14 protein-coding genes are annotated in these 14,364 nt (G+C 70.7%); 11 read left to right on the top strand and 3 right to left on the bottom strand.

Annotated elements, in window-relative coordinates; genetic code table 11:
* Positions 1-50: 50 nt before the first annotated feature.
* The 7 genes from FB471_RS00625 to FB471_RS00595 all read left to right on the top strand — a co-directional run bounded on the left by FB471_RS00625 (position 51) and on the right by FB471_RS00595 (position 6,312).
* A complete protein-coding gene (locus FB471_RS00625; RefSeq protein WP_141995427.1) occupies positions 51-1,469 on the top strand; it encodes an MFS transporter in 1,419 nt (472 codons plus the stop codon).
* Positions 1,470-1,495: 26 nt separating this feature from the next.
* The gene (locus FB471_RS00620) at positions 1,496-2,350 is read left to right on the top strand and encodes an SDR family oxidoreductase (RefSeq protein WP_141995426.1); all 855 of its coding nucleotides are present in this window, start codon (positions 1,496-1,498) and stop codon (positions 2,348-2,350) included.
* 35 nt (positions 2,351-2,385) lie between these two features.
* Entirely contained in the window at positions 2,386-2,802 is a 417-nt protein-coding gene (locus tag FB471_RS00615) for a Dabb family protein (RefSeq protein ID WP_141995425.1), read from the top strand.
* Positions 2,803-2,831: 29 nt separating this feature from the next.
* Entirely contained in the window at positions 2,832-4,010 is a 1,179-nt protein-coding gene (locus FB471_RS00610; protein ID WP_141995424.1) for an MFS transporter, read from the top strand.
* A gap of 11 nt (positions 4,011-4,021) precedes the next feature.
* Complete coding sequence (locus FB471_RS00605; RefSeq protein WP_141995423.1) at positions 4,022-4,255, top strand: hypothetical protein; 234 nt, start codon at positions 4,022-4,024, stop codon at positions 4,253-4,255.
* Between the two features lie 426 nt (positions 4,256-4,681).
* Positions 4,682-5,527 carry an LLM class flavin-dependent oxidoreductase gene (locus FB471_RS00600; protein ID WP_141995422.1) on the top strand — a complete coding sequence of 282 codons (846 nt, stop codon included), beginning with the start codon at positions 4,682-4,684 and terminating at the stop codon, positions 5,525-5,527.
* Complete coding sequence (locus tag FB471_RS00595) at positions 5,524-6,312, top strand: class I SAM-dependent methyltransferase (protein WP_141995421.1); 789 nt, start codon at positions 5,524-5,526, stop codon at positions 6,310-6,312. The genes FB471_RS00600 and FB471_RS00595 overlap by 4 nt, the downstream gene beginning before the upstream one ends.
* Positions 6,313-6,474: 162 nt before the next feature.
* Here the strand turns inward: FB471_RS00595 and FB471_RS00590 are convergent, their stop codons facing one another.
* Both FB471_RS00590 and FB471_RS00585 read right to left on the bottom strand, forming a co-directional pair.
* Entirely contained in the window at positions 6,475-6,828 is a 354-nt protein-coding gene (locus tag FB471_RS00590) for a PLD nuclease N-terminal domain-containing protein (RefSeq protein WP_141995420.1), read from the bottom strand.
* A gap of 110 nt (positions 6,829-6,938) precedes the next feature.
* Positions 6,939-8,441 carry a SulP family inorganic anion transporter gene (locus FB471_RS00585; protein ID WP_141995419.1) on the bottom strand — a complete coding sequence of 501 codons (1,503 nt, stop codon included), beginning with the start codon at positions 8,439-8,441 and terminating at the stop codon, positions 6,939-6,941.
* A 539-nt stretch (positions 8,442-8,980) separates the two neighbouring features.
* Here FB471_RS00585 and FB471_RS00580 point away from each other — a divergent pair.
* The 4 genes from FB471_RS00580 (at position 8,981) to FB471_RS00565 (ending at position 13,592) form a co-directional block, all read left to right on the top strand.
* Complete coding sequence (locus tag FB471_RS00580; RefSeq protein WP_141995418.1) at positions 8,981-10,252, top strand: MFS transporter; 1,272 nt, start codon at positions 8,981-8,983, stop codon at positions 10,250-10,252.
* 93 nt (positions 10,253-10,345) lie between these two features.
* Positions 10,346-10,633 carry an ADP-ribosylglycohydrolase family protein gene (locus tag FB471_RS00575; protein ID WP_170220651.1) on the top strand — a complete coding sequence of 96 codons (288 nt, stop codon included), beginning with the start codon at positions 10,346-10,348 and terminating at the stop codon, positions 10,631-10,633.
* 43 nt (positions 10,634-10,676) lie between these two features.
* On the top strand, positions 10,677-10,904 hold the full coding sequence (locus FB471_RS00570; RefSeq protein WP_170220650.1) for a DUF2795 domain-containing protein: 228 nt from the start codon (positions 10,677-10,679) through the stop codon (positions 10,902-10,904).
* Between the two features lie 45 nt (positions 10,905-10,949).
* Positions 10,950-13,592: an arabinosyltransferase domain-containing protein gene (locus tag FB471_RS00565; RefSeq protein ID WP_141995415.1), complete on the top strand. Its 2,643-nt coding sequence runs from the start codon at positions 10,950-10,952 to the stop codon at positions 13,590-13,592.
* A gap of 296 nt (positions 13,593-13,888) precedes the next feature.
* Here the strand turns inward: FB471_RS00565 and FB471_RS00560 are convergent, their stop codons facing one another.
* The gene (locus FB471_RS00560; RefSeq protein ID WP_142001441.1) at positions 13,889-14,293 is read right to left on the bottom strand and encodes a MerR family transcriptional regulator; all 405 of its coding nucleotides are present in this window, start codon (positions 14,291-14,293) and stop codon (positions 13,889-13,891) included.
* Positions 14,294-14,364 lie beyond the last annotated feature (71 nt).

Here is a 14,364-nt window from a genome sequence, read left to right as displayed (position 1 = left end):
CTCCTGCCACTCCCGGAACGGGGAGACAACCGCCGATGAAGGACGAAACGATGAATGACGAAACCGCACCCACCACGGTGCCCACCCGCCCGCGGACACCGCGCGGTGTGGCGATGGCCGGCCTGGCGGCCGCCATGTTCCTGGTCATTCTGGACAGCTCGATGGTGAACCTCGCCGGGTCCACGATCCGCGAGAGCCTCGGGCTCTCGGCCGCCGAGCTCACCATCGTGGTGGACAGCTACCTGGTGGCGTTCGCCGGTCTGCTGCTGCTCGGCGGCCGCCTCGCCGACGTGCTCGGGGGTCGGAAGGTGTTCATGGCCGGCATGACCCTCTACCTCGCGGCATCGGCCTTCTGCGCGCTGGCGACCAGCGGCACGACGTTGATCGGCGGGCGGATCGCGCAGGGCGTCGGGGCCGCGATCGTGCTACCGGCCGCACTCTCGCTCGTCCTTGCCCTTTACCAGTCCCCCGCAGACCGCTCTCGCGCGATGGGTATCTGGGGGGCCGTCTCGGGTGCCGGCAGCCTGGTCGGCGTCTTCCTCGGTGGAACGCTGACCGAGATGCTGGGCTGGCAGGCGGTGTTCCTGACCCCGGTGCCGTTCGGCCTGATCGGGGCGATCATCGTGTGGCGCTCGGCACCGCGGGCCCCCGGCCGGCCCGGCGAGTTCGACGCGCTCGGCGCCGCCACCATCACCCTGGGTATATCCGCGCTCGCGTTCGGTATGGTGTCCGCCTCCGACGCCGGATGGGGCGCGCCCAGCACGGTCATCGGCCTCGTGGTCGGCCTCGCCGGTTTGGCCGCGTTCGTGCTCGTCGAGCGGCGTGCCGCACACCCTCTGGTCCCGCTCGGGGTCTTCCGCAGGAAGCCGGTGGTCACCGCGAACGTGGTGGTGTTCCTGCTCGGCGGCTCGCTGGTGAGCCTGTTCTTCTTCCTGCCCCAGTACCAGCAGGACATGCTCGGGATGAGCCCGCTGGAGGCCGGGATGGCACAGATCCCGATCGCCGGCATGATCATCGTGGGCGCCGGGGTCGCACCACTGCTGGTGAGGCGCATCGGACTGACCCGCGCGCTGCCGGTCGGCCTCGCCGTGCTGCTCGTCGGATTCCTGTGGCTGACGCTCGATCCGACGACCAGCGGCTTCTCCGCCAGCCTTTTCGGCGCGTTCCTGCTGATCGGCACCGGGCTCGGGCTCGGCCTGGTCAACGCCACCGCGATGGGAGTGCGCGACAGCGCCGACAATGAGTCCGGCCTGCTCAGCGGGCTGATCAACGCCGCGCAGCAGCTGGGTGGCGCGGTCGGCCTCGCCGCCCTCGCCGGCATCGCCATCGGCGCCGCGGGAACCCACGGGGACATCGACTTCACCACCGCGTTCCTCGGCGAGGCCGCGCTCATCCTCATCGCCCTCGCACTGTCGCTCTTCCGCGCCACCAGCACGAACCCAGCCCCGGCCGCCGTGGGCACGCGCTGACCCGAACCCAGGAAGGAAACACCACGATGAACACCCCCACCGTGCTCGTGACCGGCGCGACCGGAACCGTCGGATCCGCACTGGTCCCCGCACTGCAAGCCCGCGGCGTCACCGTCCGCGCGATGATCCGCAACCCCGACCGTCCCGTGCCAGGCGTCGAGAACGTCGTCGCCGACCTGCGGGAGCCGGAGTCGGTCGCCGCCGCGCTGCGGGGCATGGACGCGGCCTTCCTGAACAGCCCCTCCACCGAGGACGCCGCCGAGCTGCAAATCCGGTTCGCCGAGCTGGCCCGGAACGCCGGGGTGCACCGGCTGGTCCTGCTCTCGCAGTACGCGGCACGCGCCGACTCACCGGTGCGGTTCCTGCGCTGGCACGCCGAGGTCGAGGCGTACGTCCGGGGGCTCGACCTCGACCACACCGTGCTGCGCCCCAACCTCTACCTGCAGGCGCTGCTCGGCCTCGCGGGCACCATCACGCAGGGCTGGTTCGCCGCGCCCATCGGCGGCGCGGCGGTCAGCGCCATCGACACCAGGGACATCGCCGATGTCGCCGCGGCCGTGCTGACCAGCACCGGGCATACCGGCCACACCTACACGCTGACCGGACCCCGCGCCGTGACCCACGAGCAGATCGCCCACGCGCTGTCCACCGCCACCGGGAAGGACATCACCTTCCACGACGCCTCCGCCGACCGGTTCACCGCCGCACTGACCGGCGTCCTCCCCTCATGGCAGCTCGAGGGCCTCGTCGAGGACTACGCGCACTACGCCAGGGGCGAGGCCGCCGGGGTGTCCGCCTCGGTCGCCGACCTCACCGGACACCCCGCACGCGACCTCACCGACTTCGCCCGCGACTACGCCACCGCGTTCACCGCGGCGTGACCACCGGAACGAACACCAACCGAAAGGACTGTTCAATGATCTACCACGGCAACCGTTTCACCCTCAGGCCCGGCATCTCGGAAGCGGACAAGGAGACCGCTCTCGAGAGCCTGCGCAACCAGGGTCGCGTCATCCCGTCCGTCACCTCGTTCGTCGTCGGCCCCGACTTCGGCGGGGAGTACCAGTACGGCGCCGTCTTCGTGCTCGAGGACCTCGCGGGCTACGAGGAGTACATGAACCACCCGGCGCACCTCGCCACCGACCGGATCGGCCTGCCACTGGTCGAGAAGTTCATGTCCTTCGACATCACCGACGACCCGGACCCCGAGGTCGGCGCCAGGATCGCCGAGATCCACCAGCGCCGGTACGAAGCCATGCCGGACATCGCCGGGCTCGTCGCCGACCTCGACGAGTACACCGGCAGCGTCGCGCCCGGCAAACACGGGAACTGACCAACCCCGGAGAGGCGATCATGATGACCATGACGACGCACACCGACCGCGTAGAGCCTTCCCGGCTCGCCCGCGGCACGATCCTCGCCGCGGCGACCTTGACGATCATGGCGCCGGCCGTCGTCGCTCCCAGCCTGCCGAGGATGGAGCAGGTCTTCGCCGACCAGCCAGCAGCGTCCCTGCTGGTCCGCCTCGCAATGACGGTCACCTCGCTGATGATCGCCATCAGTGCCCCGGTGTCCGGCCTGGTCGCCGACCGGGCCGGGCGCCGCCCGCTGTTGGTGTCCTGCCTCACGCTGTACGCGGTCAGCGGCACCGTCGGGTACTTCGTGACCGACCTCTACCTGTTGCTGGTGACCAGGGCGCTGCTCGGCATCGCCATCGGCGGGATAATGACGGCGGTCAGCACGACGATCACCGACTGGTTCGAAGGGCCACGGCGGGCGTCCTTTCTCGGGCTGCAGCAGGCCTTCGCGAGCCTCGGCGGGGTGGTGTTCCTGCCGCTGGCCGGAGTACTCGCGACGATCGACTGGCGGGTGCCGTTCTGGCTCTACAGCCTGGCGGCCGTGGTCGCGCTGTTCGCGATCCTCGCCGTGCGGGACCGGCAACGGGACGAGCCAGGGATCGCCACCGGCCGCGGGCGGGTGGCGACCGGTCCCGTGCTCGGCATCTACGCACTGGCGCTTGTCGCGACGACGGTGTTCTACATGGCGCCGACGCAGGTCCCGTTCCTGCTGGAGGGCCTCGGTATCGGGCCGGGCCTCGTGGGTGTCGTCGTCGCCGGGAGCACGCTGACGAGCATGCTCGGCGCGCTCAGGTTCCCGGCGCTGCGCAGGCGCCTGGGTTCGGCGACGATCACGACGATCAGCATCGCGCTGCTTGGCGTGGGCTGGCTGCTGGTGGGCGGCATCGGCACGGTAGCCGGCGTCGCGGCCGGGCTGCTCGTCGGCGGCGCCGGTGTCGGGCTGGCCGTCCCCAACCTGAACCTGCGCCTTTCCGAGCTCGCCCCACCCGCCCGGCGTGGCCGTGTCCTCAGCGGGCTCGTCGCCGGGATCTTCCTCGGTCAGTTCCTCTCGCCGCTGGCCGCCCAACCCCTGGTCCGGACCATCGGTATCGGCGACACCTTCACCTGGGCCGGGATCGCCATGCTCGCCGGCGCGGCCATCGCCGTCGCCGTGGCCGGATCACGGAAACGAAACACCGGCTGAAGGAAGTCCCGATGATCCACCACTGCATCCGGTTCACCGTCAAGCCCGGCATCTCGGAGGAGGAGAAGCCGCTGGTCGGGAAGTTCATATCGTTCGACATCACCGACGACCCCGACCCCGAGGGCGGCGCCAGGATCGCCGAGACCCACCAGCGCCGGTACGGCACCAGGCCCGAGATCGCCGAACTGGTCTCCGGCCTCGCCGAATATACCGGCAGCGCCGCACCCGGCAAACACGGGAGATGACCAACGCCGGCACCAAGCAAGCGGCGGGCGTGCTCCCCGGGCAGGGACCACGCCCGCCGGGTACCGGATGTACAGGTACCTGCGACATCGCAATCCATGGGCCGCATCGCTTCATTGGTTGTCTTCGGGGTCTTCTGCGCTGCTTGCGACCAGCTGCCTGGCTCGGGCCGCCCGTGGCGCGGGAGTGCGGTACGCCGGGCGCACCAGGTAGATCGCCCGTTGCTATCGGCGGGCGCAGCGCATGAATCCTCAGGCTCTCGTCGGTCGTGGCGCCGGCGGCCCCGCATGGCGAGGCTGGGGAGGACTGCCGAGCCGAGACCGACTCGGATCATGGAGTGCACGGCCGAGCAACCATCGGCAGAATCGATCGTAACCATCGATAATGATCGCTTTTCACGATGAAGGAGCCCATCTAGCGTCGGACGCATGGCGACACATCCCCGATCCGCGTTGTGGATCCCGCTCTTTGACGAACTGGCCGATCCGCTCGTGGCGGCACGGCTCGCAGCCGGGGCCGAGGAGGTCGGCTGGCACGGATTCTTCGTGTGGGACAGACTCACCTGGTCCGCGCCGGTGGAACGAGTCGCCGACCCGTGGATCTCCCTGGCCGCAGCCGCAACGGCGACCGACTCACTCAGGCTGGGCCCGATGGTCACGCCGGTCCCGCGTTACCGGCCCGCAAGGTTGGCTCGGGAGACCACGTCACTGGACCGGCTCAGCAGGGGGCGGCTGACCTTGGGGGTCGGGCTTGGCGGCGACGCCTACGGCGCGGAGTTCGCACGCACCGGAGAGCAGGTCGACGGCCGGGTCCGAGCCGAGATGCTGGACGAGGCGTTGCACATCCTCACGTCCGCCTGGTCGGGGCGGCCCGTGCGCCACCGCGGACCGCACTACGTGATCGACGACCTCACGTTCCTGCCCACGCCGGTTCAGCGGCCGCGCGTGCCGATCTGGGCCGCGGGCAACGCGGGCCTCCGCCGGCCGCCGCACCGAGCGGCGAGCGTCGACGGATACTTCCCGGTCGGGGTCCAGCACCCCGACCAGCTCGCGGAGATCGCCGAGACGATCCGCGGCCTCCGCCCGGATCCCGCAGCGCCCTTCGACATCGCGATGCCCCTGCCGCCCGGTGCCGATCCCGCGGCGTACGTCGCCGCCGGCGCCACCTGGTGCTTGACGGAACTCGAACCGGAAGCGATCACGCTCGACCACGTGCAGGGAGTGCTCCGAGACGGCCCCACCATCCCCGCCGCGGCGGAGGTCGCATCCGCATGAACAGACCAACGCGAACGGACTTCGACACCGAACTGCGGCGACACGACGAAGTACTGCGCCGGGCGAGCGGCGTCCAGGTCCGCGACCACATCCTCGACATCGGCTGCGGGACAGGACACACGACCCGGCAAGCCGCACGCGCAGCCCGGTCAGGCAGCGCTCTCGGAGTCGACATCTCCGCGCCCTCGATCGAACGTGCCCGCCAACGTGCTGGTGCGGCGAAACTCCGCAACATCACCTTCGAGCACGTCGACGCTCAGATCCACCGCTTCCCGCCAGACCACTTCGACCTGGCGATCAGCAGGTTCGGCACGATGTTCTTCGACGACCCCGCCGCAGCGTTCGCCAATATCCGGCGGGCCCTGCGCCCGTCCGGGCGGCTGGTGATGATGGTCTGGCAAGCCCGCGAGCGCAACGAATGGATCGTCGCCATCCGCCGCTCGCTCGAAACGGTCGAAGCACCACTGGCCGACGCTTCCGCGGGACTGAACCCGTTCTCGCTCGCCGACCCGCCGGCCGTCACGGAGATTCTGGAGGCCGCGGGGTTCGCCGACATCACCTTCACCGAAGTATGTGAGCCCGTCTACTACGGCGTGGACGTTGAAGCTGCCCTCGACTGGGTCCGTAGCTTCACCTGCACTGGCGAGGCGCTGAAGCGGCTGGACCCCGTCGCCGCGGAGCGCACGGTCAGGCAACTACGCGAGACGCTCGCCGCGCACGCGAGCGACGACGGCGTCTGGTTCAACTCCCGCGCCTGGATCGTCTCCGCCCGTCGCCGCCGGTAGGTGCGTTGCGGGATCCCAGCGAGCTGCGCGAACCTCGACACGGCGGTCGCCGGTTCGAACTGCCTGGCTGTGGCACCTGGCCCTCAGCCACATCCCGGAGGCCCGAAGCGGCGGGCGCTCGCGCGCTGCCGACCGGGCTGGAACCTCGGCCGACTCGACCGCTCAGCTCTCGCCGCGGCCCTTGCGCCGCTGTTCCTCCGCACGCTCGCGGCACCGGCGTAGGAACTCCTCGTCGGCCGCCGGATCGGGCACGGCGAAGCGCCCTGGACGGTCGTACTCGGGAAAGCCGGGCGTGTTCCGCTCGTAGGCTCCGGCCCGGTACGCACTCGTCCCCTGCGGTCGCCCGGCAACCAGCCACAACACACCGCCCACCAGCGGCAGGAACAGGATGACGACCAGCCACCCCATCTTCGGCAGGTTCCGGCAGTCCCCTTCCTGGGTGGTGATGATGTCCACCAGGCAGAAGATCCACAGGCCGATCGTGACCAGCCCGAACAGTCCACCGAGGTAAAGCATCGCGCAGGACCCCCATTCTGACGTGGAAGGCGAGGATACGGGGTCCGCGCGCGACCGCTTCGCCCGGTGCCATCCAAGCGCTGACGCGCGGGCAAGCAACGCCCGCCGGGTTAGTGGCTTCCGGCGAGTTCGCCGGAGAGCCTGCGGTGCATGGTGGCGCTGCGCTTGTTGAGTCCCACGATCTCCACGGTCTTGCCGCGGGCCTCGTACTTGGTGGTGATCGCGTCCAGGGCGGCGACGGTGGAGGCGTCCCAGATGTGGGCGTCGGTGAGGTCGATGACCACACTGTCCGGGTCACCGGTGTAGTCGAACTGGTAGACCAGGTCGTTGCTGGAGGCGAAGAACAACTCGCCGGTCACCGCGTACACCACCTGCCCACCGTCGGGGTCGATGGCGGCGGTGACCTCGACCAGGTGCGCCACCCTGCGGGCGAACAGCACCATCGCGGTGAGCGACCCGGCGACCACGCCGACCGCGAGGTTGTGCGTCACCACGACCACGGCCACCGTCACGACCATCACGGTGATCTCCCCGGCCGGCATCCGCTTCAGCGTGCCGGGCGCGACGCTGTGCCAGTCGAAGGTGGCGAACGCGACCAGCACCATCACCGCCACCAGCGCGGCCATCGGGATATCCGAGACCACCGGACCGAGCGCCAGGCACAGCACCAGCAGGAACACCCCGGCCAGGAAGGTGGACAGCCGGGTCCGCGCGCCCGCCGTCTTCACGTTGATCATGGTCTGGCCGATCATCGCGCAGCCGCCCATGCCACCGAAGAACCCGGTGACCACGTTGGCGACGCCCTGCCCGATCGCCTCGCGGGTCTTGTTCGAGTGGGTGTCGGTGATGTCGTCCACCAGCTTGGCCGTCATCAGCGACTCCATCAGGCCCACCAGCGCGAACGCCAGCGCGTACGGCGCGATCAGCGCCAGTGTGTCCACAGTGAACGGTACGTCCGGAACACCCGGCGTGGGCAGCGACGACGGCAGCCCGCCCTTGTCCCCCACGGTCGGCACCGCGATCCCGGCGGCGACGGTCAACCCCGTCAGGGCCACAATGGCCACCAGGGGTGCCGGTACCGCCTTGGTGATCCTGGGAAACAGCATCATCAACACGAGACCACCCGCGAACAGCGGGTAGACCGCCCATGGCACGTCGACCAGCTCCGGCACCTGCGCCATGAAGATGAGGATGGCCAGCGCGTTGACGAACCCGACCATCACGCTGCGCGGGATGAACCGCATCAACCGCGCCACCCCGAGCGAGCCGAGCAGGACCTGGAACACCCCACCGAGGACGACCGCCGCGATCAGATGACCGAGGCCGTACTCGCGGGCCAGCGGGGCCACCACCAGCGCGATGGCCCCGGTGGACGCGGAAATCATCGCGGCCCGGCCGCCGACCACCGAAATCACCACCGCCATGGTGAACGAGGCGAACAGGCCGACACTCGGGTCCAATCCGGCGATGATGGAGAACGAGATCGCTTCCGGAATCAGCGCCAGCGCAACCACCAGACCGGCGAGGATCTCGGTACGGGCGACCCTGGGCGACAGCCAGGCCGGGCGCGGGGTGCGCAGGCGAGCAGGCGACAGGGACGGAAAAGAAGACACGAGGACAACCAGACGTGTTCGGGGCACCGTTCCACGGCGCGAAAGGACACTCGCACCGGCTACCGCCGGTACGTGGGCTACGGGAAGAAGGGCTCGTCGCCGCCCGGGTAGGAATCTTGTCGCGGCACGACGACTAGCTCGGGTGGGTCACAACACCTGCTCGGCAGACACGCGGCGCTCCTCGGCTCGTCATTCGGAGTCGGGGGCGTCGATGACCCCGGCGGACCAGCGACATACGCGCCGCGGTCGTCGGCAAATCTCCCCTCACGTTAGACGAGAGATCATCGGCACGCGTAACCCCTCAGGTCAAATGAGTGCGGGATCACCCGCCCACGCGCCGGCGACCGGTGCCGGCGAGTGCCCCGCCCGCGGTAACATGATCATCGCGTTGGACGTCTTGTCTCCGGCGCATCCCCCGACCGACCAGGCACCGAACCCGGCCGGAGCAGCCTCCGCATCGCGGTGAGCGCCCGAGCCTTCGGGTTCGGGTGCTGGCGTGCTGTCCGAAGCCGGGGTCGCCACGACAGGAAGGACTCCTCGTGCCCACCGGCACCACCGCTACGCAACCGCCGGCTACCGGGGCCCCGGGGCGCGCGCACGTGCCCAGGGTGGTCGCGGCCGCCTCGGTGGCGCTGGCCCTGACCGCGCCCGGGCAGACGGCCGCGGTGTCGGTGTTCGTCGATCCGCTCATCCGTGATCTCGGCGTCTCCCGCTCCGCCGTGTCCACTGCCTACCTGATCGGGTCGCTGACCGGCGCGTTCGTCATGCCCGTGCTCGGCAGGCTGATCGACCGCTACGGCCCGCGCCGGGTGATGGCCACCATCGCGCTGTGCTTCGGCGCCGTCCTGATCGGCTCGACCGCGGCTTCCGAGATCACCGGGCTGACCGCCGCGTTCATCGGCATCCGGGTCGGCGGCCAGGGCGCGCTCAACCTGGTCGCCACCACCACCGTCGCCCTCTACGTCCACCGCCGCCGCGGCTTCGCCACCGGGATCGCCTCCGCCATCGGCACCGCCGGAATCTCCCTGACCCCGATGCTGCTGGAACGGCTGGTGTCGAACTGGGGCTGGCGCCAGGTCTGGATGATCGAGGGCCTCGCCGTCTGGGCACTGGTCATCCCCGCCGCCCTCCTACTGCTGCCCCGGCACGCACCCGCACCACCCGCCGATGACGGCGACACCGAAGCCCCACGCGGCAGCGCGCTGCCGCCGGTGGACTGGACCCTCGGCCAAGCGGCGCGCACCGGCATGTTCTGGGTCGTCACCGCCGGAGTCGCCGTGTGCGCACTGGTCACCACCGGCCTGAACTTCCACCAGGTCTCCCTACTCGGCGAACGCGGCCTCTCCCCCGCCGAAGCCGCCGCGACCTTCCTGCCCCAGACCATCGCCGGGCTAATCGCCACCTTCGGCCTCGGCTGGCTCGCCGACCGGTTCTCCGACCGGATGCTCATCATCGTCACCATGGCCGTCCTCGCCCTGGCCACCGCCGGCGCGGGATGGCTCACCCCCGGCTTCACCGCCGTACTCTACGGCCTGGCCCTGGGCGCCTGCGGCAACGGCATCCGCACCCTGGAAGCCGTCGCCTTCCCCCGCTGCTTCGGCCTGCGCCACCTCGGCACCATCCGCGGCGTCGTGCACTCCGTCACCGTCGGCGCCTCCGCCTTCGGCCCCCTACTCCTCGCCCTCGGCCGCGAACAGGCCAGCACTTACCGGCCCATCCTCCTGGCCGCCACCGCGCTACCCCTCGTGGTCACTCTGGCCGGCGCCCTGGTCCGCACCCCGCCACCAACACCACCGCGCCACGATTCCTGACCGCACCGGCGCCGTAACCGTCCCGGCGGTCAGGCGCCTTCGGCCACGAGCGGTTCGAGCGCGAGTTCGGGGTTCTGCCGCTGCAGGATGCGCATGGTCATCTCGTCCTCGAACAGCGCCCGCAACGACGCCGGTCCCGAGCAGGCCGCGCACGCCCTCGGCAACGACGCCTTCGCCCTGGGTTCCGTACCCACCGCGCTGACGGCGTTCCTGGCTCACCCCGACGATGTCGCGCAGGCCATCCGCTATGCCATCCAAGCCGGCGGCGACGCCAACACCATCGCGGCCATGGCCGGGACGCTCGCCGGAGCCCGCAACGGCGCCACCATCCTGCCCCGCTCGTGGATCGAGCGGCTGGAGGCTGCCGGACGGCTCGCCTGACACCCCAGCAACTCTACCGTCACGTTAGGGTAGAGTTGTGCGCGTGAAGGATACCAACACCGATCCGGTGGTCACCCGAGACGAGATCATCGACGCCGTCGAGGATGCCTTCCGGGAAGGCTCGGCGACCAAGCAGGAACTCCTCATCGCCGCCATCCAGCACGAGGCCCGCACCGAGGTGCACACCATTCTGCAGCGACTTCCGGATCGCACCTTCGGCCACGTTCGCGACCTGTGGGACCACCTGCCCGATATTCCTCTCGGCGACTGACCCCGGAACGGGCAGCTGACCGGCGTCCGGCCAGGAACCGCAAGAATGACGGACAACGCCACCACACCGCGCCCGGTGAGCGCGCCGGGTTCCCCGGCACGCTCCCGTCACGGCCTCCGGTGGCTGCTGGCGCTGGCGTTCGCCACGATCGCGGTGGCCGTCGCGGTGCCGTTCGCCCCGGTGGAATCCGAACGGGTCGAGGTGCGCTGGCCCGAGGCCGGGCAGTCCGCGGAGTCGGCGGTGGCGATGTTCATGCCCTACCGCCCCCTGCGCCTGGACGTGACACTCGCCTGCGCCGCGGTGGCCGAAACACCATCCGGTCAGGACCGCACCGCGTTCGCGACCATCCCGCCGGACGCCGACATCGCCGGCGACTGGGGCCTGTCCGTCGTCATACGCGATCGCCGGCTCGCGCTGATCGCGGGTGGCACCGAGACACCACTCGGGTCACCCCCGGGCACGGACTGCCGGTACCGGATCCATGCCGAGAACGACGAACTGGTCGTGCTGGTGTCCGGCCCCGCGGCCGGTGAGCGGGAACTGGCCAGGATCGGCACCCGCGTGCCGCACGTGACGGCGTTCGTCACCGACCTGCCAGCCGAGCGGGCCACCGGTGCGGTGTCCGCGGTGGCGCGCGCCGACGCCCGCTTCCAGACCTCGCCGGGCCCGCTGAAGCTGATCCTCATGCTGGCCTGCGGTGCCGGGGTGCTCGGCTGCGTGGTGCTCGCGTTCCGCACCTTCCGCGGGCCGTCCCGGCCGGGTGGTCGATCGCTGCCTCGCCGCGCCGATATCGCCTGGACCGGCCTGGTCACCGTGGGCATCGCCGGGTGGGGGGTGCTCGGCCCGCAGACGGTGGACGACGGCTGGTTCCTCGGCATGCACCGCAATCTCGGCCCTTCCGGGTTCGCCGGCGACTACTACATGGCGCTCAACGCCGCCGAGAACCCCGCCGTTCTGCTGCACCACCTGTTCGCGCCGCTGTTCCAGCTCTCCTGGGCACCGCTGGTGGTCCGGTCGCCCGCGATGGCGGCAGGGGTGGCGATGTGGCTGCTCCTGCTCGGCATCGTGCGCCTGCTGCGCCGGCACACCACCGCGCCCCGGGTGCCGACCTGGCTGCTGGCCGCCGCGTTCTTCACCGCATGGATGCCACACGGCGTCGGTCTGCGGCCGGAGCCGTTCGTGGCGCTGTGCACCGCGATCAGCGGCTACGCGGCCGTGCGCGCCCGCCTCACCGAACGGCCAGCCTGGCTGCTCGTCGCCGGGGTCGCCGCGGGCGTGTGCTTCGCGGTGACCTCGACCGGCATGCTCGCGCTCATCCCGCTGGCGCTGGGACTCGTGCATGCCTGCCGGCACCTGCCCCGCGCCCGCGAGCGCTTCACGCTGGTGGCGCTGAGCGGGGCCGCCGTCGCGGTGGCCGCACCGCTGGTGTTCCTCGACTCCGGTATCGGCGGCTTCCTGGACTCGACCGGCGCACGCTACTGGTACGGCGCGGCGCAGAGCTGGCACGGCGAGTTCGACCGCTACCAGATGCTACTCGGCGGCGTCAGCGACGCGTTCGCCTTCGAGCAGCACCCCGCCCGCCGCCTGCCCATCCTGCTGGCGGTCGCCCTACTGCTCGTCGCGCTGGCGCTGGCCCCGCGACGCCAGCCGACCCACGCCTTCGCCGGGGCCTGCGGGTGGCCGTTCGCCTGGTTCGGTCTCGGCCTCGCGGCGCTGGTCGTCACACCCACCAAGATCGCGTCCCACTTCGCCGCGCTCGACTTCCTCATCGCGCTTGTGCTCGCCCTCGGCCTCGCCGCGCTGCCCCGCGCCTTCGCCAGCGAGAACGCGGGTTGGGCGATCCGGTTCAGCGCGCTGTTCCTTGTCGTCCTCACGACCAGCCTCGCCTGGAACGGACCCAACGCCTGGTGGGGCTATCACCGCCTCGGCATGCCCGCCCTCGACGAGCACCTGTTCGACGGCGCCCTGGCCGATCCCCTGACCCTGCTGGCCATCGGAACCGTGTTCGCCACGGTGATCCTGCTCTGGCACCGCCACCGCGGGATCGGGCCACGAGACCCGCAACCGGTCACGACCCGCATGGCCGGCTGGTCGGCGCTCGCGATCGCCGGTCTCAGCCTGCTGGCCATGCCGGTGGTGACCGCGGGCGCGCTCGGCAAGGCGGCACTCAACCAGCACGCCAGGGACTCCTGGTCACCGCCGGCGGCCAACCTGGCCGCACTCATCGGGTCCACCTGCGGCGCCGCCGACCACGTTCGCCTCGACGACGGCACCACCCTCACCCAGAAGATCGCGCGCACGCCGGGCCCCGTCCTCGTCGACTGGCCGATCTCGTTCTGGTACCCGTGCGCCCGCCTGCCCGTACTGGCCGACGGCCTGGTGGAACCACCCACCCTGATGATCACCGCTCCCGGGCAGCACGCCCACCATGGCAACCTCGCCCGGTCCTACGGTCCGTTCGCCGGTGCCTTCGCCGGTATGGGCTCGGTCGCGACCTATCACGAGATCCCCGCACGCCTGACCGGCAACCCGGACCCGCGGGCGTGGGGCACCCTGCACGAGGTCCGCTACCGCTACCCCGCCAACCGCATCGACGTACACGTCTCCACCGTCACCCGAAACGGGTGGCACCGTGGCCCCGGCTACGCCACCACCGACTACATCGACAAACCCCCACCGAACCCGTAAACCGGCGGTACCGCAGGTCTACGGGCCGCCGTCGAGAAGGTCCGGCAACTCGCCAAGCACATCCGCCACCGACTCGAACCGGCGCGGCGGAAGGCCGTTCAACGCCCCGAAAACCACCCGGCCGCGGGTGACCGCGAACAGCGGCGTCCAGCAGATCGACCACACTCGGCCGCGCGGAGATGAAGGCGTCCTCGATATGTTCACGCAACTCGCGCCGTCAGCGGGACCGACCGGTTCACTCCGGCCGCGTCCATGCGAACGATTTTACCCTCACGTTAGGGTAGAATCGCTGGTGCTCAGCCGCTGCGCACCGCGCGGGAACTCCGCCGCCGGAGGCGCTTGCGCAGCATGCCGGCGAACGCCTCGGCGTCCTCCAGCTTGGCCCGCAGCTCGGCACACCGCTGCTCGGCGGTCTCGCTGAACCCGCGCAGCCGCTCCGACCCGTCCACGCCGAGCCCACCGGACCCCACCTCGTCCGTGCCCTCCGGCCACAGCAACGCCAGCAGCTCCCGCATCTGCTCGAGCTGGAACCCCAGCGGCTTCATCCGCCGCGCCAGCAGCAGGCGCGCCACGTCCGGCTCGGTGTACAGCCGGAAACCGCCCTGGCTCCGCGCGCTCGGCGTGACGAGCCCGACCTCCTCGTAGTACCGGATCGTGCGCAGGGACAGGCCGGTGCGCTCGGCCACCTCGCCGATCTGCATGTGTTCGGCCACGTCACCCTCACTTCCGGCAGCTGATCCCGACACCGTACCGGCCACGCGCCGTCTCCGCC

It is taken from the genome of Amycolatopsis cihanbeyliensis (genome assembly GCF_006715045.1).
GTDB lineage: Bacteria > Actinomycetota > Actinomycetes > Mycobacteriales > Pseudonocardiaceae > Amycolatopsis > Amycolatopsis cihanbeyliensis.
This window is presented reverse-complemented; position numbering and strand designations above follow the sequence as displayed.

What these genes read in the sequence shown, in the direction of transcription:
- FB471_RS00625 (WP_141995427.1), top strand. Translation starts at nt 51, where the DNA reads ATGAATGACGAAACCGCACCCACCACGGTGCCCACCCGCCCGCGGACA.
- FB471_RS00620 (WP_141995426.1), top strand. Translation starts at nt 1,496, where the DNA reads ATGAACACCCCCACCGTGCTCGTGACCGGCGCGACCGGAACCGTCGGA.
- FB471_RS00615 (WP_141995425.1), top strand. Translation starts at nt 2,386, where the DNA reads ATGATCTACCACGGCAACCGTTTCACCCTCAGGCCCGGCATCTCGGAA.
- FB471_RS00610 (WP_141995424.1), top strand. Translation starts at nt 2,832, where the DNA reads ATGACGACGCACACCGACCGCGTAGAGCCTTCCCGGCTCGCCCGCGGC.
- FB471_RS00605 (WP_141995423.1), top strand. Translation starts at nt 4,022, where the DNA reads ATGATCCACCACTGCATCCGGTTCACCGTCAAGCCCGGCATCTCGGAG.
- FB471_RS00600 (WP_141995422.1), top strand. Translation starts at nt 4,682, where the DNA reads ATGGCGACACATCCCCGATCCGCGTTGTGGATCCCGCTCTTTGACGAA.
- FB471_RS00595 (WP_141995421.1), top strand. Translation starts at nt 5,524, where the DNA reads ATGAACAGACCAACGCGAACGGACTTCGACACCGAACTGCGGCGACAC.
- FB471_RS00590 (WP_141995420.1), bottom strand. Translation starts at nt 6,828, where the DNA reads ATGCTTTACCTCGGTGGACTGTTCGGGCTGGTCACGATCGGCCTGTGG.
- FB471_RS00575 (WP_170220651.1), top strand. Translation starts at nt 10,346, where the DNA reads ATGGTCATCTCGTCCTCGAACAGCGCCCGCAACGACGCCGGTCCCGAG.
- FB471_RS00565 (WP_141995415.1), top strand. Translation starts at nt 10,950, where the DNA reads ATGACGGACAACGCCACCACACCGCGCCCGGTGAGCGCGCCGGGTTCC.
- FB471_RS00560 (WP_142001441.1), bottom strand. Translation starts at nt 14,293, where the DNA reads ATGCAGATCGGCGAGGTGGCCGAGCGCACCGGCCTGTCCCTGCGCACG.